Here is a 24,141-nt window from a genome sequence, read left to right on the forward strand (position 1 = left end):
AAAATATGGCCAGTGATAATACGACCGCGCAGCGAGAATATCTGCTGGAAATGACGGATGTCTCAAAATCATTTCCCGGCGTTAAAGCGTTAGATAATGTGAATTTAAAAGTGCGGCCTCACTCTGTTCATGCATTAATGGGCGAGAACGGTGCCGGGAAATCTACCTTATTAAAATGCCTGTTTGGTATTTATAAAAAAGATACCGGCAGTATCCTGTTTCAGGGTAAAGAGATCGACTATAAAAGTTCCAAAGAGGCGCTGGAAAATGGCGTGTCGATGGTGCATCAGGAATTAAACCTGGTCCTGCAGCGTACCGTGATGGACAATATGTGGCTTGGGCGTTATCCGCGCAAAGGCTTCTTTGTCGATCAGGATAAAATGTACCGGGATACCAAAGCGATTTTTGACGAGCTGGATATTGATATCGATCCGCGCGATAAAGTTGCCAATCTTTCTGTATCGCAGATGCAGATGATTGAAATTGCCAAAGCGTTTTCCTACGACGCGAAAATTGTGATTATGGATGAGCCGACCTCCTCGTTAACCGAGAAAGAGGTTAATCACCTGTTCACGATTATTCGTAAGCTGAAAGATCGCGGCTGTGGCATTGTTTATATTTCGCACAAAATGGAAGAGATTTTCCAGCTGTGTGATGAGATCACTATCCTGCGTGATGGTCAGTGGATCACCTCTCAGCCGCTGGAAGGGCTGGATATGGATAAGATCATCTCCATGATGGTTGGCCGTTCACTGAACCAGCGTTTCCCTGACCGTACTAACGTGCCAGGCGAGACGATTCTTGAGGTGCGTCATCTGACGTCACTGCGTCAGCCATCGATTCGCGACATCTCATTTGATTTGCGTAAAGGGGAGATACTCGGCATTGCCGGGCTGGTGGGCGCCAAACGTACCGATATCGTCGAAACGCTGTTTGGCATTCGCGAAAAATCGGGCGGCACCATTAAACTGCATGGTAAACCGATTAATAATCACAGCGCCAATGAAGCCATTAACCACGGTTTTGCGCTGGTGACCGAAGAGCGTCGCTCAACCGGTATTTATGCTTTCCTCGACATTGGTTTTAACTCGCTTATTTCCAATATTAAAAAATATAAAAACAGTATGGGACTGCTGGATAATAAACGCATGAAGAGTGATACCCAATGGGTGATCGATTCTATGCGTGTAAAAACGCCAGGCCACCATACTCAGATTGGTTCGCTTTCGGGCGGTAACCAGCAAAAAGTGATTATTGGCCGCTGGTTATTGACCCAGCCTGAAATCCTGATGCTTGATGAACCCACTCGCGGTATTGATGTTGGTGCAAAATTCGAAATTTACCAGTTAATTGCTGAGCTGGCGAAAAGAGAAAAGGGCATCATTATTATCTCATCCGAAATGCCGGAGCTGTTAGGCATTACCGATCGTATTCTGGTAATGAGTAATGGTCTGGTAGCAGGCATAGTTGATACCAAAACGACCACGCAGAACGAAATATTGCGTTTAGCGTCATTACACCTTTAATGAAGCAAGGGCTGTTAACATGAAAGCGACTACAAAAAAGAATGCGCTAACCTGGTTAAAAGAGGGCGGCATTTATGTCGTGCTGCTGGTATTGCTGGCTATTATTATTTTCCAGGACCCCTCATTTTTAAGTTTAATGAACCTGAGTAATATTCTGACCCAATCTTCGGTGCGCATTATTATTGCACTGGGTGTGGCGGGTCTGATTGTGACCCAGGGTACTGACCTGTCAGCCGGACGTCAGGTCGGTCTGGCGGCGGTGGTTGCCGCGACGCTGCTGCAGGCGATGGATAACGCGAACAAGGTCTTCCCGACGCTGGATACGGTGCCGATTCCACTGGTTATTCTGACCGTGTGCATCATCGGCGGCGTGATTGGTCTGGTCAACGGTGTGATTATTGCTTACCTCAAGGTAACGCCATTTATCACCACGCTGGGCACCATGATCATCGTTTACGGTATCAACTCACTCTATTACGACTTTGTTGGCGCATCACCGATTGCCGGTTTTGATACAGGGTTCTCGAAATTTACCCAAGGCTTCTTACGCTTTGGTGATTTCAAGCTCTCGTTCATCACCTTCTACGCCGTGATTGCCATTATTTTCGTCTGGGTGCTGTGGAATAAAACCCGTTTCGGCAAGAACATTTTTGCTATCGGCGGTAACCCGGAAGCGGCGAAAGTCTCAGGCGTTAACGTCAACCTGAACCTGATCATGATTTATGCCCTGTCAGGTGTGTTCTATGCCTTCGGCGGGATGCTGGAAGCGGGTCGTATCGGTTCGGCCACCAACAACCTTGGCTTTATGTATGAGCTGGATGCGATTGCGGCCTGTGTGGTCGGCGGTGTCTCCTTCGCCGGTGGTGTGGGTAGCGTGGCGGGCGTAGTGACCGGTGTGTTGATCTTCACCGTCATCAACTATGGTCTGACCTATATCGGCGTTAACCCTTACTGGCAGTACATCATTAAAGGCGGCATCATCATCTTCGCCGTGGCGCTGGATTCCCTGAAATATTCTCGTAAGAAGTAAGTCCAACTCCACGCTAAAAAAGCGACCTTCGGGTCGCTTTTTTTATGGGGAGTCAAGGGGGAGCTGCTATGAGGTCGAGGCTGCGAAGGGAACACGGTCAGATCGGAAAGACGCTAAGGCCAGTAAATGATCTGCCCGTGTCATTCCCCCCGCAGAACGCTTTTTATAGCGGAGAGTGCTGGGGTCGTTGCTGTGAGATCGAGTATGCGCAGGAACACGGTCAGATCGGAAAGTCGCTAAGGCCAGTAAATGATCTGCCCGTGTCATTCCTCCGCAGAACGCTTTTTATAGCGGAGAGTGCTGGGGTCGTTGCTGTGAGATCGAGTATGCGTAGGGAACACGGTCAGATCGGAAAGTCGCAAAAGCCGTCATCCATGACACGCTCGTCCCACGCGATTACGCACCTCATCCCTGAGGTGCGCCCGTTTCCGGGCCAACGCTTTGCGTTGTTCAAAAACGCTCCCGGCGTTTTTGTCCCTGGCGTGGGACGCTTTCCTCTTCTGACCGTGTTCCCTGCGCGTTGAGCTTATTCATTGTTATAAGATTCACCCTCTTCAGATTTCTCAGCAGTCTAAGTCGGCTTTCAGAGGGGAAGTAGCACTGAATTATCTACCGTAGTCATGTAATTAATCAGCTTAATGATCGCTGCATAGTAACAGACGGCGACTAAACGTATGCTCCCTGAGCCAGCATATTACCGTCAGCTCCCTGAGCCCTGCACGTCACTGCCAGACTTCGGCACAGCAGTAACCAGCATAAATAAGCCGCAGCGCGTGAGCTATTTCCGCAGCTTCTGTTCCAGCTCCAGCAGCTGCTCCGGCGTCACTGCCGGGTAACTCTGCGCATCTTCAGGGACATCGCGCACGGCGGGGATCGGCACCAGTGGGCCCAGGAAGCGGGGTTCGCGCTTTAGCAGGAAGAGATCCACCAGCGCGCCCAGCCGGGCACCTACCTCACGGAAGCGCACGCTAAGCATGTTCTTCGGTGAGGGCACCGCATAACACTGCGCCTGAATACCCAGCTGTAAGGCGATAAACAGGGCACGCTCACAATGGAAACGCTGCGTGATAATAATGAAGTCGTTGGTATCAAACACTTTGCGGGTGCGCACAATCGAATCCAGCGTGCGGAAACCGGCATAGTCCAGCACGATATCAGCCGGATCGACACCGGCTTTGATGAGATCGCGGCGCATCGTCATCGGCTCGTTATAGCTTTGCAGCGCGTTATCACCGCTTAACAGCAGATAATTGACCTTGCCGCTGTTGTAGGCATTCAGCGCGCCCTGCATACGATAGAGGTAATACTGATTGATGACGCCGGTGCGATAATATTTCGCCGTACCCAGTACCACACCGACCTGACGATGTGGCAAAGAGGCGACATTTTCGTAGATAAAGGGCGCAGTTTTCCAGCTGATCCAGCGATCAAGGCCGAGCGCCGTTGCCATCATCAGTAAGATGATGAAAAGCAGACCAATGAAAACGCGTTTCAGCATGCGCCTGGAGACTCGATGTCAGAATAGTGAGATGGGACAAGGCTACTTGAGCTGTCACTGTGAAGCAAGTTACTGCCGGCTGGCTGTGCTCTTTTTGAACACTGCCGGATCGGATGCAATCCGGCAGTCTGAAGATTAAATCGAGGTACGACGATAATGACGGTACTGCGGCAGCCAGAAGTTGTTGGCGATAGCCTGTGACAACACATCTTCAGAGGTCACTACGGCGACACCCGCCAGCTGAGCAGCTTTACCCACTTCCATCGCAATGATTTTCGATACACCCTGGATATCTTTAATCTCTGGCAGCACCGGGCCTTCACCTTCATTCACCAGCGGAGAGCAGTCAGCGAGCGCGCGGCTGGCGGTCATCAGCATGGTATCGGTAACGCGGCTGGCACCCGAAGCAATCACACCCAGACCAATGCCCGGGAAGATGTAGGAGTTGTTGCACTGCGCAATCGGATAGGTTTTACCGTTCCAGCTCACCGGCGAGAACGGACTGCCGGTTGCGACCAGCGCGGCACCGTCAGTCCAGGCGATGATATCGGCTGGCGTCGCTTCCACACGTGATGTCGGGTTCGACAGTGGCATCACAATAGGGCGCTTACAGTGCTTGTGCATCTCGCGGATGATCTCTTCGGTGAACAGGCCCGGCTGGCCAGAGACACCAATAAGAATATCGGGCCTGGCATTGCGCACCACGTCCAGCAGCGAGATGGAATCATTGGTAACATCCCACTGCTGCAGATTTTCGCTCTTCTGCACCAGCTTGCTCTGGAAATCGAGCAGGTTAGGCAGCTTGTCAGTGAGCAGACCAAAGCGATCCACCATCATTACCCGGCCACGCGCTTCCTCGTCACTCAGACCTTCGGATTTCATCTGTGCGATGATCTGTTCAGCGATACCACAACCTGCGGAACCGGCGCCCAGGAACACCACTTTCTGCTCGCACAGGCGGCTGCCGGCGGCGCGGCTGGCGGCAATCAGGGTGCCCACGGTCACGGCGGCAGTGCCCTGAATATCATCATTAAAGCAGCAGACTTCATCGCGATAGCGGTTCAGCAGCGGCATGGCATTCTTCTGGGCGAAATCTTCAAACTGCAACAGCACTTTCGGCCAGCGGCGTTTAACGGCCTGAATAAAATCGTTCACGAACGCATCATACTCATCGCCAGTGATGCGCGGATGACGCCAGCCCATATAGAGCGGATCGTTCAGCAACTGCTGGTTGTTGGTACCCACATCCAGCACCACCGGCAGGGTGTAAGCCGGACTGATGCCGCCACAGGCGGTATAGAGTGAAAGCTTACCAATCGGGATACCCATACCACCGATGCCCTGATCGCCGAGGCCCAGAATACGCTCGCCATCAGTCACCACGATCACCTTCACATTCTGTTTGGTGGCGTTTTGCAGCATATCTTCGATATGGTCGCGGTTAGGGTAGGAGATGAACACGCCACGCGCACGACGGTAGATTTCAGAGAAGTGTTCACAGGCTGCGCCGACGGTCGGGGTGTAGATGATGGGCATCATCTCTTCGAGATGGTTATCCAGCAGGCGGTAGAACAGCGTTTCGTTGGTGTCCTGGATGTTACGCAGGTAGACATGCTTATCGTTATTGTTTTTGAAGTCCTGGAACTGACGCCAGGCACGCTGCGCCTGCTCTTCAATCGATTCCACTGCTTCTGGCAGCAGACCGTTGAGGTTGAATTCGTTACGTTCTTCGATACTAAAGGCGCTGCCTTTGTTCAGCAGGGGAAATTCCAGCAAAATCGGGCCAGCATAAGGGATATACAGCGGGCGTTTACTTTCGTAGTCGAGTTCCATGCGGTAATGCTCCGGTTGCAGTGTTGTCTGGCGTCACGCCGGAAAGGTAGCGCCAGTTTTCTTACCCGTTATAGCTCAGACTGCAGGCCTGGCAGCGGCAGGGTAACCGCTGCAGAAACATTCACGACCGTGCTGCTATCCTGCAACCTGAATTTTTCAGAGTAATTTGTAATGACGTGAATTCTGGCGCCAGATCCTATGAAATTTCCCGCAGAAGTACAGCGTTTGTTCATAAAAGCTCACAAAACTGTGGCCTCTCTGACAGCGGGTTATGCTTTGTACAGCGTCACCTGCAGCAGCTCACCGCAACCAAATGTCTCAAGTGTCGCCTGTGTGGCGGCGAACTGGCTTAGCGTGGCATTTTCTACTTCGGCTAATACCGCTTTTTTTATCTGACGAACATCGCCACCCTGCATGTTCAGCAGGACCAGCGCCGCCTGAAGGGGCGGGAAACTCGGGTTAAAGGCGGCATTTTCCGCATAGCGCCCGGTGACAATCGCGCCGTTTGCGGTCAGCAGCGCAACACCGGCGTGTGACTGGCTGTAAGGCGCGTGGCTGGCATTGGCAGCGGCAACTGCGGCCTGCACCAGTTCATCGCCTTCGGCTACATAGCCGTGATCCACGCTGTCCATCAGGAAGGTCGTGATGTCCAGATCGCGCGGTCCAAAGGCATCCGGCAGATAATCGGCCAGGGTGCTGACCGCGCGTTGTGGCAGGCTGATGCGAATGTTCGTACCGCTGTTCAGCTCGTTCATAAACTGACGGCAGTGACCGCACGGTGTGTAGTTAACGGTGATCGTCTCAAGCTGACTTTCGCCACGCAGCCACGCATGGGTAATGGCGCTCTGCTCGGCGTGAACCGTCTGCTGCAACGGCGTACCGATAAATTCCATGTTGGCCCCGAAGTACCAGTTGCCGCTGACGCCACGGGCGATAGCCCCGACGTTAAAATGCGACACGGTAGCAACGGCACAGGCCGCCGCCAGGGGCAGCAGCGCCAGCGCCAGGGCATCGGCATCCATCTGTGTCTGTTGCTGCAGTGAGGCGACCTGGTCGGCGCTCAGCACCGCCTGAAAGCCAGGATCGTCCAGCAGCGGAGCGAGTGCGGTTTGCAGCGTTGACGGCAATGCCTCAAAGGCAGAGAGGAAACGGGATTGCATGTGAGCCTCATTAGATTCAGCAGGGCGATGTGCCAGTCACCGGTTTATATGTGATCCACATCGCTCTGACAATGTAACCTGTGTTGCATGTTTCAACTTTGCGAGATCTCTCGCAAACTTTCAGCCAAACCAGTGCAGCAGCAGCGGAAAAATAAACGGCGCCAGCAGTGAGGTGATGATGCCGCAGATCACCAACGCCAGTGAACTGAATGCCCCTTCCTGATAGTCGAGTTCAGCGGCGCGTGCTGTGCCGAGGGCGTGCGACGCGTTACCTATCGCCAGTCCGCGCGCTGCTTTAGATTTCACGCCAAGCAGATTCAGCACGGTATGTCCGAACACCGCACCCAGTACCCCGGCAATCAGCACGCAGATGGCGCTGATGGCGGGAATGCCGTGCAGCGAACCGGAGACGGCCATCGCAATGGGCGTGGTAACGGATTTAGGAACAATGGTAGCGGCGATTTCAGGCGTGGCACCCATCCACAGAGCAATAGCGGTGCCAGAGGTCATGGCGGTCACACTGCCGATAAAGCAGACGCCAATAATCGATTTCCAGCGGGCTCGGATCTGGTGCATCTGCTCATACAGCGGCAGTGCCAGCGCGACAACAGCCGGTTGCAGCAGCTGATTAAGAATCTGACTGCCCGCGAAATAGCGCGAATAGGGCAGCTGCAACAACAGCAGAATCGGGATAATAATCGCCATCGCCACCAGCAGCGGATTAAGCAGCGAGATTTTCAGCCGTATCGCCAGTTTGCGCGCCAGAAAAAATGCCGCCAGCGTCAGTGGCAGTGACCACCATATTTCACTCATCGCCTGACTCCCCGGCCGGACGGCGACTATGAAGCTGGTGGGCGCTTACGCCGACAATAGAGAGAACCAGGAAGGTGCTGACGACGCAGGAGATCACGATAGGGCCAAACTGCGCGGTCAGAATATCGGTGTAGCTCATCACTCCGACGCTGATCGGCACAAACAGCAGCGCCATATAGCGAATCAGCAGATGGCAGCCCGGTTTAACCCAACTGACAGGCAGGATCTGCGAGGCGAGCAGGGCAAACAGAATTAACATCCCAAGGATGCTGCCAGGCAGTTTGATGGGCAGCAGCGAGGCGATGCCGATTCCGGCGTATAAGCAGAGATAAATGATGATAAAGGCGCGAAGATAGCGCCCGCAGACAGACAGCACGGTGAGCATGGCAGGCTCCTGTTTTCACTGAGCTTCATCATACGCATTAACCGCTTAGCGTGCTAGCGATCACATTTATGCAGCGGTGTGGCCGTAGCAGATACAGATTTTCAGGGGCGGGAGTGGAATGGAAGCGGTGCACATTCAGAGCGAGGAGAAATAACCCTTCGCGCCCGTGATGAGGCACGAAGGGTTTGAGAACGGCACCGCGCTAAGCGGTTAAAGCCGCAGAATGCAGAGTGTTACTTAACGGGCATTCCCGGTACAGCACCGCTGTCGACGGACAGCACAAACAGATCTTTGCCGCCAGGACCCGCTGACAGCACCATGCCTTCAGAAATACCAAAGCGCATTTTACGCGGCGCGAGGTTGGCCACGATAATGGTCATTTTACCGACCAGCACAGAGGGATCGGGATAGGCGGCGCGGATACCCGAGAAGATCTGACGCTTTTCACCGCCCAGGTCGAGCTGCAGGCGCAGCAGCTTGTCCGAACCCTCAACCAGTTCCGCCTGCTCAATCAGCGCCACGCGCATATCAACTTTGGCGAAATCGTCGATGGTGATGGTGTCACCTACCGGCGAATCTGCCAGCGGGCCGCTTGCGGCCGGTGCACTGGCGGCAGCGGCATCCTCTTTCGAGGCCTCAATCAGTCCTTCAACCTTTGCCATCTCAATGCGGCTGTAGAGCGCTTTGAATGGCGCAACCTGGTGGTCCAGCAGCGGTTGCGCGATAGCATCCCAGCTCAGTTCGCAGTTCAGGAAGCCTTCTGCACGGGCGCTCAGTGACGGCAGCACCGGCTTCAGCCAGGTCATCAGAATGCGGAACAGGTTGATGCCCATTGAGCAGATCGCCTGCAGATCGGCATCACGGCCTTCCTGCTTCGCTACCACCCACGGAGCCTGCTCATCGACATAGCGGTTCGCCAGGTCGGCCAGCGCCATGATCTCACGAATAGCCCGGCTGTATTCACGACCGGCCCAGGCTTCACCAATCTTCTCTGACGCGTCCACAAAGGTCTGATAGAGCGCCGGATCGGCCAGCTCAGCCGCCAGTTTGCCGTCAAAGCGTTTAGTGATAAAGCCCGCGTTACGTGACGCCAGGTTAACCACTTTGTTGACGATGTCGGCGTTTACGCGCTGGACGAAATCTTCCAGATTCAGGTCGATATCGTCGATACGTGAAGAGAGTTTCGCCGCGTAGTAGTAACGCAGGCTGTCCGCATCAAGATGCTGCAGCCAGGTGCTGGCTTTAATAAAGGTGCCGCGCGACTTCGACATCTTGGCACCGTTGACGGTGACATAGCCGTGCACAAACAGGTTGTTCGGCTTGCGGAAGTTGCTGCCTTCCAGCATCGCTGGCCAGAACAGGCTGTGGAAGTAGACGATATCTTTACCGATGAAGTGATAGAGCTCGGTAGTAGAGTCTTTACGCCAGAATTCATCGAAGTCGATGTCGCCGCGCTTGTCGCACAGGTTCTTGAACGAGCCCATGTAGCCGATAGGCGCATCCAGCCAGACATAAAAATATTTGCCTGGCGCATCCGGAATTTCAAAGCCGAAGTAGGGCGCGTCGCGGGAGATATCCCACTGCTGCAGGCCCGATTCGAACCACTCCTGCATTTTGTTCGCCACCTGATCCTGCAGCGCACCCGAGCGGGTCCAGGCTTGCAGCATGGCGCTGAAGGATGGCAGATCAAAGAAGAAGTGTTCAGAGTCGCGCAGAACCGGTGTCGCGCCAGAGACCACCGATTTTGGCTCGATCAGCTCGGTCGGGCTGTAGGTCGCGCCACACACTTCGCAGTTATCGCCATACTGATCGGCAGATTTACATTTCGGGCAGGTGCCTTTCACAAAACGGTCCGGCAGGAACATCCCTTTTTCCGGATCGTAAAGCTGGGAGATGGTGCGGTTTTTAATAAAACCGTTCTCTTTCAGACGGCCATAAATCAGCGCAGAAAGCTCACGGTTTTCGTCGCCGTGGGTCGAGTGATAGTTGTCATAGCTGACGTTGAAACCGGCAAAGTCGGCTTCATGCTCGCTTTTCATTTCTGCAATCATCTGCTCCGGTGCAATCCCTAACTGCTGAGCTTTCAGCATGATAGGCGTACCGTGCGCATCATCGGCGCAGATGAAATAAACCTGATTGCCACGCATTCGCTGATAACGCACCCAAATGTCGGCCTGGATATGCTCGAGCATGTGGCCGAGATGGATTGATCCGTTCGCGTAAGGCAGTGCGCACGTTACCAGAATTTTTTTAGCGACTTGAGTCATAGTTTGCGTAGCTTTCTGTTGATTGAAAAAACGGGCTTAGATGGTAACTGAAGGCTTCTCCTGCGTAAACACAAGGGATTCACCCCCTGCGGTCACCGCAGATCCACGGGCATCTGATATCATTGACAATACATCGCTGAAACACAGCGTAAGCACAGCAGAAATAAGGAGTAGGGGATGACAGCACAATCCCGGGAACCGCAGACGCCAGAAGGCCTGCGCGCCATCGTGGCTGGCGTATTGAGAAGCTTTGAGCATCCGACCCTTAAGCAGAATCTCACCGCCCTGAAGGCGTTACATCACGTGGCACAGCTTGACGGTACGCTGCATGTGGAGCTGCTGATGCCGTTTGCCTGGGCCAGCGGGTTCGACGTCCTGAAAGAGCAGGTCAGCGCCGAACTGCTGCGTCAGACCGGCGCGGGTGCCATCGACTGGCGACTCAGCCATGACATTGCCACCCTGAAACGGGTGAAAAACCAGCCGGGCGTCAACGGCGTGAAAAATATTATTGCAGTCAGCTCTGGCAAAGGCGGCGTGGGTAAATCCAGCACCGCCGTGAACATGGCGCTGGCGCTGGCAGCAGAGGGGGCGCGGGTCGGCATTCTTGACGCCGACATTTATGGCCCGTCAGTGCCGAACATGCTTGGCACCCAGGATCAGCGGCCTACCTCGCCGGATGGCACCCACATGGCACCGATCATGGCGCACGGGCTGGCAACCAACTCTATTGGTTATCTGGTAACGGACGACAATGCGATGGTGTGGCGCGGGCCGATGGCCAGCAAAGCGCTGATGCAGCTGCTGAACGAGACGCTGTGGCCTGAGCTGGATTATCTGGTGCTGGATATGCCACCCGGTACCGGCGATATTCAGCTGACGCTGGCGCAGAACGTACCGGTCACCGGCGCGCTGGTGGTGACTACGCCGCAGGATATCGCCCTGATTGATGCCCGCAAAGGGCTGGTGATGTTTGAAAAGGTTAATGTGCCGGTACTTGGTGTGGTGGAAAACATGAGCCTGCATATCTGCAGTCAGTGTGGCTTCCATGAGCCGATTTTCGGCACCGGCGGCGCACAGAAACTGGTAGAGGATTACCAGACGCAGCTGCTGGCTCAGCTGCCGCTGCACATTGACCTGCGCGAAGATCTCGATGAAGGACAGCCGACGGTGATTCGCCGGCCCGATAGCGAGTTTACCGCGCTTTATCGCCAGCTGGCCGGACGCGTTGCTGCCCAGCTTTACTGGCAGGGCGAAGTCATCCCCGGCGACATCGCCTTCCGCGCGCTCTAAGCACGACCCGACCCGCTGGCATATTGCGAAGCCAGCGGGTAGTGCATTAGCACGTAGCCGCCATGTTCGCCTTCGCCCTGTGAAATCATCTTCCAGCCATGTTTCAGGTAAAAGGCCTGCGCCGCTTTATTCTTCTGCAGGCACTTCAGCGCACCGGTTGAGGTAAAGCGCGCCTCTGCCGCCTTAAGCAAAGCGCTGCCCACGCCGCGCCCCTGCCAGTCAGGATCGACATAGAGGCTGTGCAGGAAGTTATCGTTCTCCAGCAGGCCGGCAAATCCGACCCGCTGTCCATCAGCTTCCGCGACCAGCACGGTTTCACCCAGGATTACCCCATCAAAATCTTCCAGCTGCCACTCGCTGCCGTCCAGCCAGCGCCAGTTATGCCGACGCGCCGCCAGAAACAGCGTACGCAGAAAAGGACGATCGGCTTCAGTAAACGGACGAATCTCCACAAGTCAGCTCCCTTTTAATCCGGTCTAACAAAACTAGCAGCGATTTGCGGAGAGGGGCGGAAAAGATAAAGCGGGTTAAATGTCACGTAAATCGCTGTACACTGCCTGCCGGGCCAGAGAGCATCAGGCTCTTAGCGTTTGATAGCTTTCGTTAATCAAATTGATAACGACTGCATATTAGATGTTGGCCCGGAAATTATGTAACCTGCATCACATATTTTAACGGAGGCCACCAGATGTCTATTATCAATACCAAAATCAAGCCGTTCAAAAACGCAGCATTCAAAAACGGCGAATTCATCGACGTAACCGAGAAAGACGTTGAAGGTAAATGGAGTGTGTTCTTCTTCTATCCAGCTGACTTCACCTTCGTCTGCCCGACCGAGCTGGGCGACGTGGCTGATCACTACGAAGAGTTCCAGAAACTGGGCGTAGATATCTACTCCGTTTCTACCGATACCCACTTTACCCACAAAGCCTGGCACGGTTCTTCTGACACCATCGCGAAAATCCAGTACACGATGATCGGTGACCCGACTGGCGCGCTGACCCGTAACTTCGAAATCATGCGCGAAGACGAAGGTCTGGCTGACCGTGGTACCTTTATCGTTGACCCGGAAGGCGTTATCCAGGCAATCGAAATCACTGCTGAAGGCATTGGCCGTGACGCCTCTGACCTGCTGCGCAAAGTGAAAGCGGCTCAGTACGTGGCTTCTCACCCAGGTGAAGTGTGCCCGGCTAAATGGAAAGAAGGTGATGCAACACTGGCTCCGTCTCTGGACCTGGTTGGCAAAATCTAATTCCGCTTCGGCCTTTCGACCATTCTCCAATCGGGTGCTGCGGCACCCGATTTTTTGACCAGGATATCACTATGCTCGACACAAATCTGAAAACCCAGCTCAAGGCTTACCTTGAGAAATTAACCAAACCTGTTGAGTTGATTGCCACGCTGGACGAAGGTGCAAAATCAACCGAGATCCGTGAACTGTTGGTTGATATCGCCGGTTTGTCTGAAAAAGTCAGCTTCCGCGAAGAGAACGATCGTCAGGTGCGTAAGCCCTCATTTCTGATCACCAACCCAGGTTCGAACAGTGGCCCGCGTTTTGCCGGTTCACCTCTGGGTCACGAATTTACCTCACTGGTGCTGGCACTGTTACAGACCGGTGGGCATCCGTCGAAAGAAGCACAAAGCCTGCTGGATCAGATTGCCGCGCTGGACAGCGACTTCCATTTCGAAACCTACTATTCACTCTCATGCCATAACTGCCCTGACGTCGTACAGGCGCTGAACCTGATGGCGGTGATTAACCCGCGCATCAGCCACACCGCTATCGACGGTGGCCTGTTCCAGAACGAGATTCAGGAACGTAACGTGATGGGCGTGCCAGCGGTTTACCTCAATGGTAAAGAGTTTGGTCAGGGTCGCATGAGCCTGGCGGAAATCGTCAGCAAAGTGGATACCAATGCCGACAAACGTGCAGCGGAAGAGCTGAACAAGCGTGACGCCTATGAAGTCCTGATTATCGGCAGCGGCCCGGCGGGCGCAGCGGCAGCCATCTACTCAGCACGTAAAGGTATCCGTACCGGCCTGCTGGGTGAGCGTTTTGGCGGTCAGGTGCTGGACACGGTCGATATCGAAAACTATATCTCCGTACCGAAAACCGAAGGGGCCAAACTGGCCGGTTCACTGCGCGCACATGTGGATGATTACAACGTGGACGTTATTGAAAGCCAGAGCGCGATCAAACTGATCCCGGCAGCGAAGGAGGGCGGAATGCACGCCATCGAAACCGCCTCTGGCGCAGTATTGAAATCACGCAGCATCATCCTGGCGACCGGCGCACGCTGGCGTAACATGGGTGTACCGGGTGAAGAAGAGTATCGCACCAAAGGCGTGACCTACTGCCCACACTGCGATGGCCCGCTGTTTAAAGGCAAACGCACGGCGGTGATCGGCGGCGGTAACTCCGGCGTGGAAGCGGCCATCGATCTGGCCGGTATCGTCGAACACGTTACGCTGCTGGAGTTTGCCGGTGAGATGCGCGCCGATCAGGTGCTGCAGGATAAGCTGCGCAGCCTGAAGAACGTGGATGTGATCCTGAACGCGCAAACCACCGAAGTGAAAGGCGACGGCACCAAAGTTACCGGCCTGCACTATATCGACCGTACGACGCAGACCACTCATGAGCTGCCGCTCTCCGGTATCTTCGTTCAGATCGGTCTGCTGCCGAATACCCCATGGCTGGAAGGTGCGGTTGAGCGCAACAAAATGGGTGAGATCATCATCGATGGTAAATGCGAAACTAGCCTGAAAGGCGTGTTCGCCGCGGGCGACTGCACCACCGTACCGTACAAGCAGATCATCATCGCCAGCGGCGAAGGTGCTAAAGCCTCACTGAGCGCTTTTGACTATCTGATTCGTACCAAATCGGCTGAGTAACTTTTAGTTAGCCAGACAATAGCCCCTCAGCACGCGTGCTGAGGGGCTTTTTTTTTAGCCTGTTAATAGCCCGCCAGCGTCATCAGCATCATCCAGATTGGTGTTGTCACCGCCGCAAACACGGTAGAAAAGAGCATGCTCGCCGCCGCCGGGCCGGTAATGACATTAAACTTCTGCGACATCAGATAGACGTTAACCCCGACTGCCATCGATCCCAGCAGCACCACCACTTTACTCTCCAGCGGCGGCAGATCGGTCAGCCACGCGATAGCCCATACCGTCATCGGTTGCAGCACCAGCTTCAGCAGGCAGATGGTATAGCTCTCTTTTAAGCCATCCCGCACCCGATAGTGCGCCAGGCTCATGCCCAGCGTCACCAGCGACAAGGGTGCGGCCAGTGAGGCCAGCATCTTTAGCGGTTCAGCGGCCAGCAGCGGCAAGGGACGTTGCAGAAAGCTCCAGGCTGTACCGCTGAGAATACCGATGATCAGCGGATTCTTCAGCACGCCGAGCAGGGTGCGCCAGAGTCCTTCCAGCGAGAAGCTGCCCTGTTTTGCCCACTCGACCGAAACGGTCAGTAAGGTCCAGAGGATCAAGCTGTTAAACACCAGCACCAGCGCCACCGGGGGCAGGGCTTCTGGCCCCAGCAGCACCGTGGCCACCGGGATCCCCAGCATGACGTTATTGGAAAAGATGCCGCCCAGCGCAAAAACCGACGCCGCTACGCCATCCAGATTAAACAGCCTTGTTGCCAGCAGTCGTCCCACGATAAACACCAGCAGGCAACTGCCGAAAAAGGCCAGCAACAGGCGCGCATCCACCGGCGGACTTTGCGAGAAGGTGCTCATCACCCGAAACAGCATGCAGGGCAGGGCAACGTTAAACACAAAGCGGTTCATCCCTTCGCTGATGCTGGCGGGCCATTTCCCGAGGCGCGTCAGGCAGTACCCCAGCAGGATCAGGATAAACAGCGGGGCTGACAGGTAAATTTGATGGCTTAAGCTTTCAAACAGCAGTGGCATAGAGAGAGTCTGGTCAGACGATGATTAGTTACCAGACTAACAAATTGCTAACTAACTGTTAACCTGAGCTGTGTCCGGAATGACCGTTGCCGGGACGCTAACCTAACCAGCGGCGCGCCTGCCGATCGCTGATGTCGCGATAATAGACCCGGTGAATAATTTCGCCACAGCCTGTGCAACGGGCGGAGATATAGGTGGAGAGGTACTGTCTGCCATTGGGTGCCACGGCACCCCTGCGTTCAATATTAATATCCTGCCATCGATGGCGGTGTGGAATAAGCGCTAAAAATCGCATCATACATCCTGAATAGTATGAAGTTCCGCTTCAGGAGTTTTCTAACCCCATGAAATAAAGTGTTTTTTACGATGATGCTGCAAGCAGGTTAATTATTATGGGATAACCAGAGTCACTGCGGGAAATATTACCTATCCGGGTAATAAGCGGGGCTACCTATAAAGAGGTATCTCGTTAACCCGCAGCATTAAGCCTTTTTTTGCACCCTCAGGCGTTGATCGGGATCATGTGAATTGTTTCAGCTCTGATTATTTCCCAGGCGGGAGTCGCTTGCTTTCGCTGCGCGGCTTGCCTATGCTGCAAGCCGTAATACGACTCGGGGTGCCGCTTTCCACACGGAAAGGGCTGAGAAAAACCCGCTGACCTGAACTGGATAATGCCAGCGTAGGGAAGTCTGATGCCTGACCGCATTCGCCTTCTTGTTCGCCGGTTGGGAGCTACGATGACACATCAATCTCAACACCTTTCTGCCGCGCACTTCGCGCCCATTCTGCACGCTTTCCGGCGCCAGTCACCGCTGGTGCACTGTATGACCAATGACGTGGTCCAGAACTTCACCGCCAACGTGTTGCTGGCACTCCATGCCTCACCGGCGATGGTGATCGATGCCGCTGAGGCTGCCCAGTTCAGTAGCATGGCCGATGCACTGCTGATTAACGTGGGCACCTTAACCCGCGATCGCCAGCAGGCGATGCAGGCTGCCGTCACCGCGGCTAATCAGGCGGGCACGCCCTGGACACTCGATCCGGTTGCCGTCGGCGCGCTGACGCTGCGCAGTGACTTCTGCCAGCAGTTGTTAAACCAGCAACCGGCGGTGATTCGGGGGAATGCGTCAGAGATTCTGGCGCTGGCACAACAGGCCAGCGGCGGGCGCGGTGTCGACACGCTGCATCAGGCGGATGCAGCACTCGATGCGGCCCAACAGCTCGCGGAAACCTGGAGCACGCTGGTGGTCGTCACCGGTGAAGTGGACTACGCCACCGATGGTCAGCGACTCCTTGCTGTACACGGTGGAAGCCCCTTAATGACACAGGTAGTCGGGACCGGCTGCGCCCTCTCGGCAGTGGTGGCGGGTTTCAGCTCTCTGCCTGGCGATCGGCTGATGAATGTCGCGGCCGCCTGTCAGGTGATGGCGCTGGCGGGTGAAAAGGCAGCGGCGCAGGCTGCCGGCCCCGGCAGCTTTGCCACGGCGTTTATTGATGCACTCTGGACGCTGGAGGGTAATCATGAAGCGTATTAACGCTCTGACGATTGCGGGTACCGATCCCAGCGGCGGCGCAGGGATTCAGGCCGATCTCAAGACCTTCTCCGCTCTGGGAGCCTATGGCACCAGCGTCATCACCGCGCTGGTGGCACAGAACACCTGCGGCGTGCAGTCGGTTTATCGCATTACGCCTGACTTTGTTGCTGCCCAGCTCGATTCGGTGCTCAGTGATGTGCGCATCGACAGCGCAAAAATTGGCATGCTGTCAGAAACAGCTATCGTGGAGCAGGTTGCGGCCCGGCTGAGCAATGCGGCAATCCCGTTTATCGTGCTGGACACGGTCATGGTTGCGAAAAGTGGTGATGCGCTGCTCTCGCCAGACGCCGTAGCCAGTGTTCGGGAGCTGTTATTGCCGCAGGTCTCGCTGATCACGCCTAATCTGCCGGAAGCGGCGGCGTTGCTGGACTGCGCCATTGCGGCAGATGAAAAGGAAATGCGCGAGCAGGGACGGGCATTGCTGGCACTGGGCTGTCAGGCCGTGCTGATGAAGGGCGGTCACCTTGCGGCGGCAGAGAGCCCGGACTGGCTGATCACGCACTCAGCAGAGCAGCGATTCAGTACGCCGCGGGTGAATACCCGTCATACGCACGGCACCGGCTGTACGCTGTCGGCAGCCTTAGCCGCGTTGCGACCACGTCATGCTGACTGGGCAGAGACGATTGGGGAAGCCAAAAACTGGTTACAGCAGGCGTTGCTACAGGCGGATTCGCTGGAGGTCGGGAAGGGTATCGGGCCGGTTCACCATTTTCATCAATGGTGGTAACGACGAAGGCCCGCATCGACCTGGTAATCAGGTGGTACGGGCGGTTTCAGGTTCAGGGTGCTTCAAACCAGGCGCTGTTACGCTCGGCAATCGGGGTGATAGAGAAGATCATCTCCTGCAGATGACGACGCATTGCCGCTTCGGCTGCATCGGCGTCATGACGCTTCAGCGCCGCAAAAATCTCTTCATGCTGCTCAATCAGCTTGTCCGGTGGAGAGACTTCACTCAGCGTCAGAAACCGCACCCGGTCCATGGCCGCTTTGATGTTCTCCACCGTTTCCCAGGCCAGCTTACAGTCAATGCTTTCAGCAATCAGGCGATGAAACTCATCGTCCAGAGTGAGAAAAGCCTGGCTGTCATGCCGTTCAGCGGCCATGCGCTGTAGCTGCAGGTTATGCTCCAGTGCCATCAGAGCCGGATCATCAATCTCCAGTGCCGCACGGCGAACCACCGACACCTCGACTGCCTCCCGGATAAAGCGGCCATCCGCCACCCGCTTAGCGGAGATTTTGCGCACGAAAGTGCCACGCTGCGGCAATACCTGTACCAGTCCGGCTTCGGCCAGCTTGATGAACGCTTCACGCACCGGCTGGCGTGAAACGTTGAAGCGCGCGGACACCTCTTTTTCCGAGAGCAGCGAGCCCGGCTGAATTGCGCAGGTGACGATATCTTTGCGCAGATACCGGTAAATCTGCTGATTTACCGGTTCGCTGGTAGTAATGGTATAGGCGATCGACATGCAGCAATATCCATATTACGGCTGGCCGGGGCCAGCGCGATGGGAAAGTGTCAGTCTAATCAGCGCGCTGCATCTGCGCCAGCGCTTTGTCACCAGGCTGTTATGCCTGGCTCATACACTGTTGCACCGTCGCCCGCGCGCCCTGAGTCGTCAGTTGCTGGTAATACGTCGTCAGTCGGGCCACCAGATCGGCGTTCTGCGCCAGATCGTCGCCAAAGATGTCGCGCAGACCCAATAGTGCACGGACACGCGCTTCGCCTTCTTCGCTACCGGCAACCGTCTCTGCCAGCGTGGCTTTCAGCGGATCGCGGATCTCAATCGGCTGACCCTGCTCATTGACGCCGCCGACATAGCGCATCCAGCCCGCCACGCCCAGCAGCAGCAGGTCGCAGCGGCTGCCGCGCTGCAGATGCCAGCGCAGGCTGTCGAGCATGCGTTGTGGCAATTTTTGCGATCCGTCAGTGGCGATTTGATATGTACGATGTTTAATGGCACGGTTTTCGTAACGGGCGATCAGCGAATCGGCGTAGGCGTTGAGATCCACGCCCTGGGTACGCAGCGTCGGCGCCTGCTCATCAATCATCAGTGAACGGGCGGCGGCGCGGAAATGGGGATCGGCCACGCAGTCACTGATGTACTCATAACCGGCCAGAAAGCCGAGATAGGCCAGGAAAGAGTGGCTGCCATTCAGCATGCGCAGTTTCATCTCTTCATAGGGCAGAACGTCACTGACCAGTTCTGCGCCCGCTTTTTCCCACGCCGGACGGCCATTGACGAAGTTATCTTCAATCACCCACTGAAAGAAGGGCTCCGCTTCAACCGCAACCGGGTCGTCGGAACCCAGACGCTCGCTTAGTGCCGCAAACGCTGCATCGGTCATGGCCGGAACGATACGATCCACCATGGTGGAGGGGAAGGTAATGTGTTGCTGAATATAGTCTGCCAGGGCCGGATCCTGATGCTGTGCCAGTTGCACAACAACGTTGCGGGTCACGTGACCATTTTCCGGCATGTTGTCACAGGACATCACGCTAAAGGCAGGTAAACCCTGATCCCGTCGGCGGCGAATCGCGGCCAGAATCAGACCGGGCAGCGAACGCGGCGAATGCGGATTCTGCAGGTCATGCACGATGTCAGGGTGATCGGGATTTAAATTGCCACTGGCAGGCTGGTGGCAATAGCCTTTCTCGGTGACGGTCATGGAGATAATCGCCACCTCAGGCTGGCTCATGGCATTGATCACCGCCTCAATACCATCACTTTTGCCGTGCAGTGCCTGAGTAATGACGCCAATCACCCGGGTATGCAATGAATCATCGGCCATCTCGGTGAGGGTATAAAGCAGCTGCTGCTCTCGCAGGGCCTCAATCAACGCACCGCTGTTGAGGTTCACTTCACAATAACCCCAGTCGCTGCCCTGTTCAGCCAGCTTATCGCTGCAGAGCGCCTGATGGGCGCGGTGAAATGCACCAAAACCGATATGTACCATGCGGGTTTTTAACTGGCTGCGGTCGTAAGCGGGGCGCTTGACCTCAGCGGGCAGGCGATCAATCTGTAACATAGTCCATCCTTATGGCAAACGGGGCGCAAAGCGCCCCGAAATCATACATCTGTTAGCGAAACAACACTCAGACCGAAACCGGTTTATCCTGGGTTTTCGGACTGCGAATCACAAATAACACCAGGAAGGCACCCAGCGCGGCGACACAGCCCGCCAGGATAAAGGCGCTATCGAATTTACCGGTGTGATGAACAATAAACCCGGTGACGATGGGCCCGATGATGCCGGAGAGGCTACCCACCAGATGGATAAAGCCGCTGATGCTGCCGATACGGCTCTTGTGCACCACATCCTGAATAATCGCCCAGTAGATTGCGCCGGTGATATAGAGAAAGAAAATCGACACCGACATCATAATTACCGCAGGCACCACATCTTTTATCGTACCCGCCAGCGCCACACAAATTGCGGCGGCCAGCAGTGAGACCACCAGCACAATTTTACGGGACAACAACAGCTTGCCGGTGATGTTAAAGATCTTATCGGAGATCCAGCCACCCAGCGCCAGGCCAACGAAACCGACGATCCACGGGATCATGGTGGTGATGCTCATCGATTTGATATCCAGGCCGTGCGCCTGCACCAGGTAGGCCGGGAACCAGCTCAGGAAGAAGAACAGAATGTAGTTGTAGCAGAAGAAGGCAAAAGCGGTGACCAGGATAATCGGCTGGCGCAAGTAGTAGCCAAACGGATGTGACGTTTCCGACAGATCAACTTCATCATTCGGGTTCGTTGCTTTCAGGCGATCAATCAGCAGACGTTCCTCTTCGCTGACGCGCTTGCTCTTCGCCGGATTGTCAGCGGCGAAGAAGAGCCAGAACGCCATCCACACCAGACCGATGCAGCAGACAATCACGAACGCCGGACGCCAGCCATAGGCGAGCGCCAGATAACCAATGATCGGGCCAGCGACCGCACCACCTAAAGGTGATCCGGCACTCAGTAAGCCCATGGCCGTCGCGGCCTGTTTTTTCGGGAACCAGCCGTTAATCGCTTTGTTGGCCGAGGAGCAGATCGGGCCTTCAGCCATGCCGAACAGCACACGCAGGATCAGCAGTGACCAGAAGCCGGTGGCCAGTGCGGTCATGCCGCAGAAAATGGACCAGGCACCTACCGCCACGGCCAGCACGATTTTAGGGCCATAGCGGTCAGTGGCAAGGCCGCCAAGGAAGTTAAACAGGGCATAGCCAAAGAAAAAGCTGCCGAAGATCATGCCAAACTGCTCAGCATTGATCGCCAGATCTTTTTCCACCAGCGGCACCGTCAGCGACAGGGCGACACGATCGAGGTAGTTAATCATGTAAACCAGGAACAGCAGCAAAACGAGGGTCCAGCGCAGATTCTTGAACATACAAACTCCGTGATCTGTTTTATCTTTATAGTCATGCCGGCGGGTACGCACCGGCTGAGGAGACCTGGTGTTCAGCGGATAATTAACCCATCTGAAGTATGACTTTGCAGCAGGTGCGCGGATCTTTTTCAAACAGGGTCATCGCACGCTCAATCTCCTGCAGCGGGAAGTAGTGCGTGACCAGTTTCTCTGGCTGGATTAACCCTTTTTCCATCCATTCGATCACCTGTGGGAAACGATTGCTGTTAAGACGTGAGGTAAACAGCGACAGCTCCTTGCTGGTCAGGCTCTGCTGAGTAATGCTGCATGGCTCGCCGGAGAAGCCCAGCAGGCCGATGCGCGCGGCCGGTGAGGCGAGGGCAGCCGCTTCAGCCAGAATGGTGGGATGGCAGGCCGCGTCGATAATCAGCGTAGGCTGCACGCCCTCAAGCTGTGCCGCCAGCGGGATTTCGCTGTTATCGAACAGTTGATCGGCACCGCTCTGCTCTGCAAGTGCCAGCCTTTCCGGCAGGCGATCCACCACCATCACCTTTTTAACCTTATAGACGCCCTTCAGCACCTGAATCGCAGTGAGCCCCATCGGACCGGCACCGTAAATCAGTGCCACATCATCTGGCTGCGGTTTGAGAAACGCGGTGATATTGGCGGCGATAGTGAAAGGCTCAACCAGACTGGCGAGCCGATCGGGGATGCTCTCCGGCAGGGAAAAGGCATTTTTCGCCGGAGCCAGCGCAAACTCGCTGAAGCCGCCGTCACGGTGCACGCCAATCACCTGCAGTGTGGTGCAGACATTGGGACGGCCTACCGAGCAGGGATAGCAGCTGCCGCAGCTCACCACCGGATCCACCGCCACGCGGTCGCCCAGCCGGGCCGGATCAACACCGTCGCCCACCGCGTCAATGACGCCGAAAAATTCGTGACCAATTACCCGTGGATATTTCGCGAACGGGTTATGCCCGTGCCAGATATGCACATCAGAGCCGCAGATACTGGCATAAGCCACTTTGACCCGGACTTCGCCCGCCGCAGGTTGTGGCCGCGGACGTTCAGCCACCACCAGTTCACCCGGCTGTTCAATAACAACGCTTTTCATCAGCTTCTCCTTACCAGTTCCACAAGGTGCCATCTTCAAGACGGGCGACCGGGAGATAGGCAGGTTCATAGGGATATTTCGACGCCAGTTTCTCGTTGAATTCAATGCCGAGACCGGGTTTGTCGCCTGGATGCATATAGCCCTGGTCAAAGGTCCAGTTAGCATCAAACAGCTCCATCATCTGTTCGGAGAAGCCCATGTACTCCTGCACACCGAAGTTCGGCACCCAGAGGTCAAAGTGCAGTGCAGCCGCCATGCAAACAGGGGAGAGATCAGAAGGACCGTGCGAGCCGGTGCGCACCTGATAGAGCGAGGCAAAATCAGCGATACGCCGCATACCGGTAATGCCGCCCGCATGCGTAATGGTGGTGCGGATGTAGTCGATCAGCTGTTCTTCAATCAGCTGCTTACAATCCCAGATGCTGTTGAACACTTCACCCACGGCAATCGGCGTAACGGTATGCTGGCGGATCAGGCGGAAGCACTCCTGATTCTCAGCAGGCGTCGGATCTTCCATCCAGAAAAGGCGATAATCTTCCACGCTCTTGCCGAAACGCGCCGCTTCAATTGGCGTCAGGCGATGATGCATGTCATGCAGCAAGTGCTCATCGAAACCAAACTTGTCACGGATGGCGGCGAACAGTTTCGGGGTGAAATCGAGGTATTTCTCGGTTGACCAGAGCTGCTCTTCCGGCCAGTTACCTTTGGTTGCAGGCTCATAGGCCAGACCTTTGCCTTTCGCCATGCCGTAGGTGGTTTTCATGCCCGGGACGCCGCACTGCGCGCGAATAGCCTTGAAGCCCAGCTCTTTGTGCTTCGCGTAGTCATCCATCACTTCATCAATAGAGTGGCCGGTGGTGTGGCAATAGACCATCACGCCGGTGCGTGATGCGCCACCCAGCAGCTGATACACCGGCATATTGGCGGCTTTGCCTTTGATATCCCACAGTGCCATATCGACGGCCGAGATAGCGGACATGGTGACCGGGCCACGACGCCAGTAAGCGCCCTTGTAGAAATATTGCCAGATGTCTTCGATCTGATGCGCATCGCGTCCAATCAGCTGCGGGCAGACGTGATCTTTCAGGTAGGAGGCGACCGGTAATTCACGGCCATTCAGCGTTGCGTCGCCAATGCCGGTCAGACCCTGATCGGTGGTGATCTTTACGGTGACAAAGTTTCTGCCTGCGCAGGTTACAAATACTTCTGCCTTAACAATTTTCATCCTGGTTGCCTTAAGTCAGCGTTCAATGATGAAAAAGTACGCTCTTTAATACTACCATACAAGTTAGGGTGGCAGAGTTGTGAACGGAATCACAGAGTGTTTACATTGTCTGAAAACGGCGATTAAGGCGTCAT

At 55.3% G+C, this 24,141-nt stretch carries 21 protein-coding genes and 1 riboswitch; of the genes, 7 read left to right on the plus strand and 14 right to left on the minus strand.

All coding sequences use genetic code 11. The features are described 5' to 3' along the window. The first annotated feature begins 5 nt into the window (after window positions 1-5). Entirely contained in the window at window positions 6-1,526 is a 1,521-nt protein-coding gene (gene mglA, locus ACX8ZY_RS07170; RefSeq protein ID WP_010248250.1) for a galactose/methyl galactoside ABC transporter ATP-binding protein MglA, read from the plus strand. A 19-nt stretch (window positions 1,527-1,545) separates the two neighbouring features. Next, on the plus strand, window positions 1,546-2,556 hold the full coding sequence (gene mglC / locus ACX8ZY_RS07175; RefSeq protein WP_010248248.1) for a galactose/methyl galactoside ABC transporter permease MglC: 1,011 nt from the start codon (window positions 1,546-1,548) through the stop codon (window positions 2,554-2,556). Between the two features lie 778 nt (window positions 2,557-3,334). Here the strand turns inward: mglC and sanA are convergent. The 6 genes from sanA to metG form a co-directional block, all read right to left on the minus strand. Then, complete coding sequence (sanA, locus tag ACX8ZY_RS07180; protein WP_010248246.1) at window positions 3,335-4,054, minus strand: outer membrane permeability protein SanA; 720 nt, start codon at window positions 4,052-4,054, stop codon at window positions 3,335-3,337. A 135-nt stretch (window positions 4,055-4,189) separates the two neighbouring features. Further along, the gene (locus tag ACX8ZY_RS07185) at window positions 4,190-5,887 is read right to left on the minus strand and encodes an NAD-dependent malic enzyme (RefSeq protein ID WP_158131548.1); all 1,698 of its coding nucleotides are present in this window, start codon (window positions 5,885-5,887) and stop codon (window positions 4,190-4,192) included. Between the two features lie 269 nt (window positions 5,888-6,156). Next, window positions 6,157-7,047 carry a cytidine deaminase gene (gene cdd, locus ACX8ZY_RS07190; protein WP_158131549.1) on the minus strand — a complete coding sequence of 297 codons (891 nt, stop codon included), beginning with the start codon at window positions 7,045-7,047 and terminating at the stop codon, window positions 6,157-6,159. 120 nt (window positions 7,048-7,167) lie between these two features. Continuing rightward, on the minus strand, window positions 7,168-7,860 hold the full coding sequence (locus ACX8ZY_RS07195) for a CidB/LrgB family autolysis modulator (protein ID WP_010248240.1): 693 nt from the start codon (window positions 7,858-7,860) through the stop codon (window positions 7,168-7,170). Continuing rightward, window positions 7,853-8,245, minus strand: coding sequence for a CidA/LrgA family protein (locus ACX8ZY_RS07200; protein ID WP_010248237.1), 393 nt, complete (start codon window positions 8,243-8,245; stop codon window positions 7,853-7,855). The genes ACX8ZY_RS07195 and ACX8ZY_RS07200 overlap by 8 nt, the downstream gene beginning before the upstream one ends. A gap of 233 nt (window positions 8,246-8,478) precedes the next feature. Next, window positions 8,479-10,512 (minus strand): methionine--tRNA ligase, encoded by a 2,034-nt coding sequence (gene metG, locus ACX8ZY_RS07205; protein WP_033767846.1) that lies wholly within the window; start codon window positions 10,510-10,512, stop codon window positions 8,479-8,481. Between the two features lie 177 nt (window positions 10,513-10,689). Between metG and apbC the strand changes: the two genes are divergently transcribed. Beyond that, window positions 10,690-11,802 carry an iron-sulfur cluster carrier protein ApbC gene (gene apbC, locus ACX8ZY_RS07210; protein ID WP_033772237.1) on the plus strand — a complete coding sequence of 371 codons (1,113 nt, stop codon included), beginning with the start codon at window positions 10,690-10,692 and terminating at the stop codon, window positions 11,800-11,802. Here apbC and ACX8ZY_RS07215 read toward each other — a convergent pair. Next, on the minus strand, window positions 11,799-12,254 hold the full coding sequence (locus ACX8ZY_RS07215) for a GNAT family N-acetyltransferase (protein WP_010670997.1): 456 nt from the start codon (window positions 12,252-12,254) through the stop codon (window positions 11,799-11,801). The two genes, apbC and ACX8ZY_RS07215, sit on opposite strands and share 4 nt — an antisense overlap. A gap of 236 nt (window positions 12,255-12,490) precedes the next feature. Here ACX8ZY_RS07215 and ahpC point away from each other — a divergent pair, with 236 nt between their 5' ends. Next, entirely contained in the window at window positions 12,491-13,054 is a 564-nt protein-coding gene (ahpC, locus tag ACX8ZY_RS07220) for an alkyl hydroperoxide reductase subunit C (RefSeq protein WP_010248225.1), read from the plus strand. Between the two features lie 71 nt (window positions 13,055-13,125). After that, on the plus strand, window positions 13,126-14,694 hold the full coding sequence (gene ahpF / locus ACX8ZY_RS07225; protein ID WP_158131550.1) for an alkyl hydroperoxide reductase subunit F: 1,569 nt from the start codon (window positions 13,126-13,128) through the stop codon (window positions 14,692-14,694). Between the two features lie 62 nt (window positions 14,695-14,756). Here ahpF and ACX8ZY_RS07230 read toward each other — a convergent pair whose 3' ends face one another. Next, window positions 14,757-15,716: an AEC family transporter gene (locus ACX8ZY_RS07230; protein ID WP_022625034.1), complete on the minus strand. Its 960-nt coding sequence runs from the start codon at window positions 15,714-15,716 to the stop codon at window positions 14,757-14,759. A gap of 97 nt (window positions 15,717-15,813) precedes the next feature. Further along, entirely contained in the window at window positions 15,814-16,011 is a 198-nt protein-coding gene (locus ACX8ZY_RS07235; protein ID WP_010670995.1) for a hypothetical protein, read from the minus strand. A gap of 307 nt (window positions 16,012-16,318) precedes the next feature. Continuing rightward, a riboswitch (TPP riboswitch) is annotated at window positions 16,319-16,419 on the plus strand. A gap of 34 nt (window positions 16,420-16,453) precedes the next feature. Here ACX8ZY_RS07235 and thiM point away from each other — a divergent pair. Together thiM and thiD are read left to right on the plus strand one after the other, a co-directional pair. Then, entirely contained in the window at window positions 16,454-17,251 is a 798-nt protein-coding gene (thiM, locus tag ACX8ZY_RS07240) for a hydroxyethylthiazole kinase (protein WP_158131551.1), read from the plus strand. Beyond that, entirely contained in the window at window positions 17,238-18,038 is an 801-nt protein-coding gene (gene thiD / locus ACX8ZY_RS07245; RefSeq protein ID WP_010670993.1) for a bifunctional hydroxymethylpyrimidine kinase/phosphomethylpyrimidine kinase, read from the plus strand. The genes thiM and thiD overlap by 14 nt, the downstream gene beginning before the upstream one ends. A gap of 52 nt (window positions 18,039-18,090) precedes the next feature. Here the strand turns inward: thiD and ACX8ZY_RS07250 are convergent, their stop codons facing one another. The 5 genes from ACX8ZY_RS07250 to manD form a co-directional block, all read right to left on the minus strand. Beyond that, on the minus strand, window positions 18,091-18,777 hold the full coding sequence (locus ACX8ZY_RS07250) for a GntR family transcriptional regulator (protein WP_010248206.1): 687 nt from the start codon (window positions 18,775-18,777) through the stop codon (window positions 18,091-18,093). A 100-nt stretch (window positions 18,778-18,877) separates the two neighbouring features. After that, the gene (locus tag ACX8ZY_RS07255) at window positions 18,878-20,338 is read right to left on the minus strand and encodes a mannitol dehydrogenase family protein (protein WP_022625032.1); all 1,461 of its coding nucleotides are present in this window, start codon (window positions 20,336-20,338) and stop codon (window positions 18,878-18,880) included. A 67-nt stretch (window positions 20,339-20,405) separates the two neighbouring features. Next, the gene (locus tag ACX8ZY_RS07260) at window positions 20,406-21,689 is read right to left on the minus strand and encodes an MFS transporter (RefSeq protein WP_010248200.1); all 1,284 of its coding nucleotides are present in this window, start codon (window positions 21,687-21,689) and stop codon (window positions 20,406-20,408) included. 82 nt (window positions 21,690-21,771) lie between these two features. Then, a complete protein-coding gene (locus ACX8ZY_RS07265; protein WP_158131552.1) occupies window positions 21,772-22,782 on the minus strand; it encodes a Zn-dependent oxidoreductase in 1,011 nt (336 codons plus the stop codon). Window positions 22,783-22,792: 10 nt separating this feature from the next. Then, complete coding sequence (gene manD, locus ACX8ZY_RS07270) at window positions 22,793-24,007, minus strand: D-mannonate dehydratase ManD (protein ID WP_010670990.1); 1,215 nt, start codon at window positions 24,005-24,007, stop codon at window positions 22,793-22,795. Window positions 24,008-24,141: the final 134 nt, after the last annotated feature.

This window comes from Pantoea sp. XAF26B01_ASV70 (genome assembly GCF_054512635.1).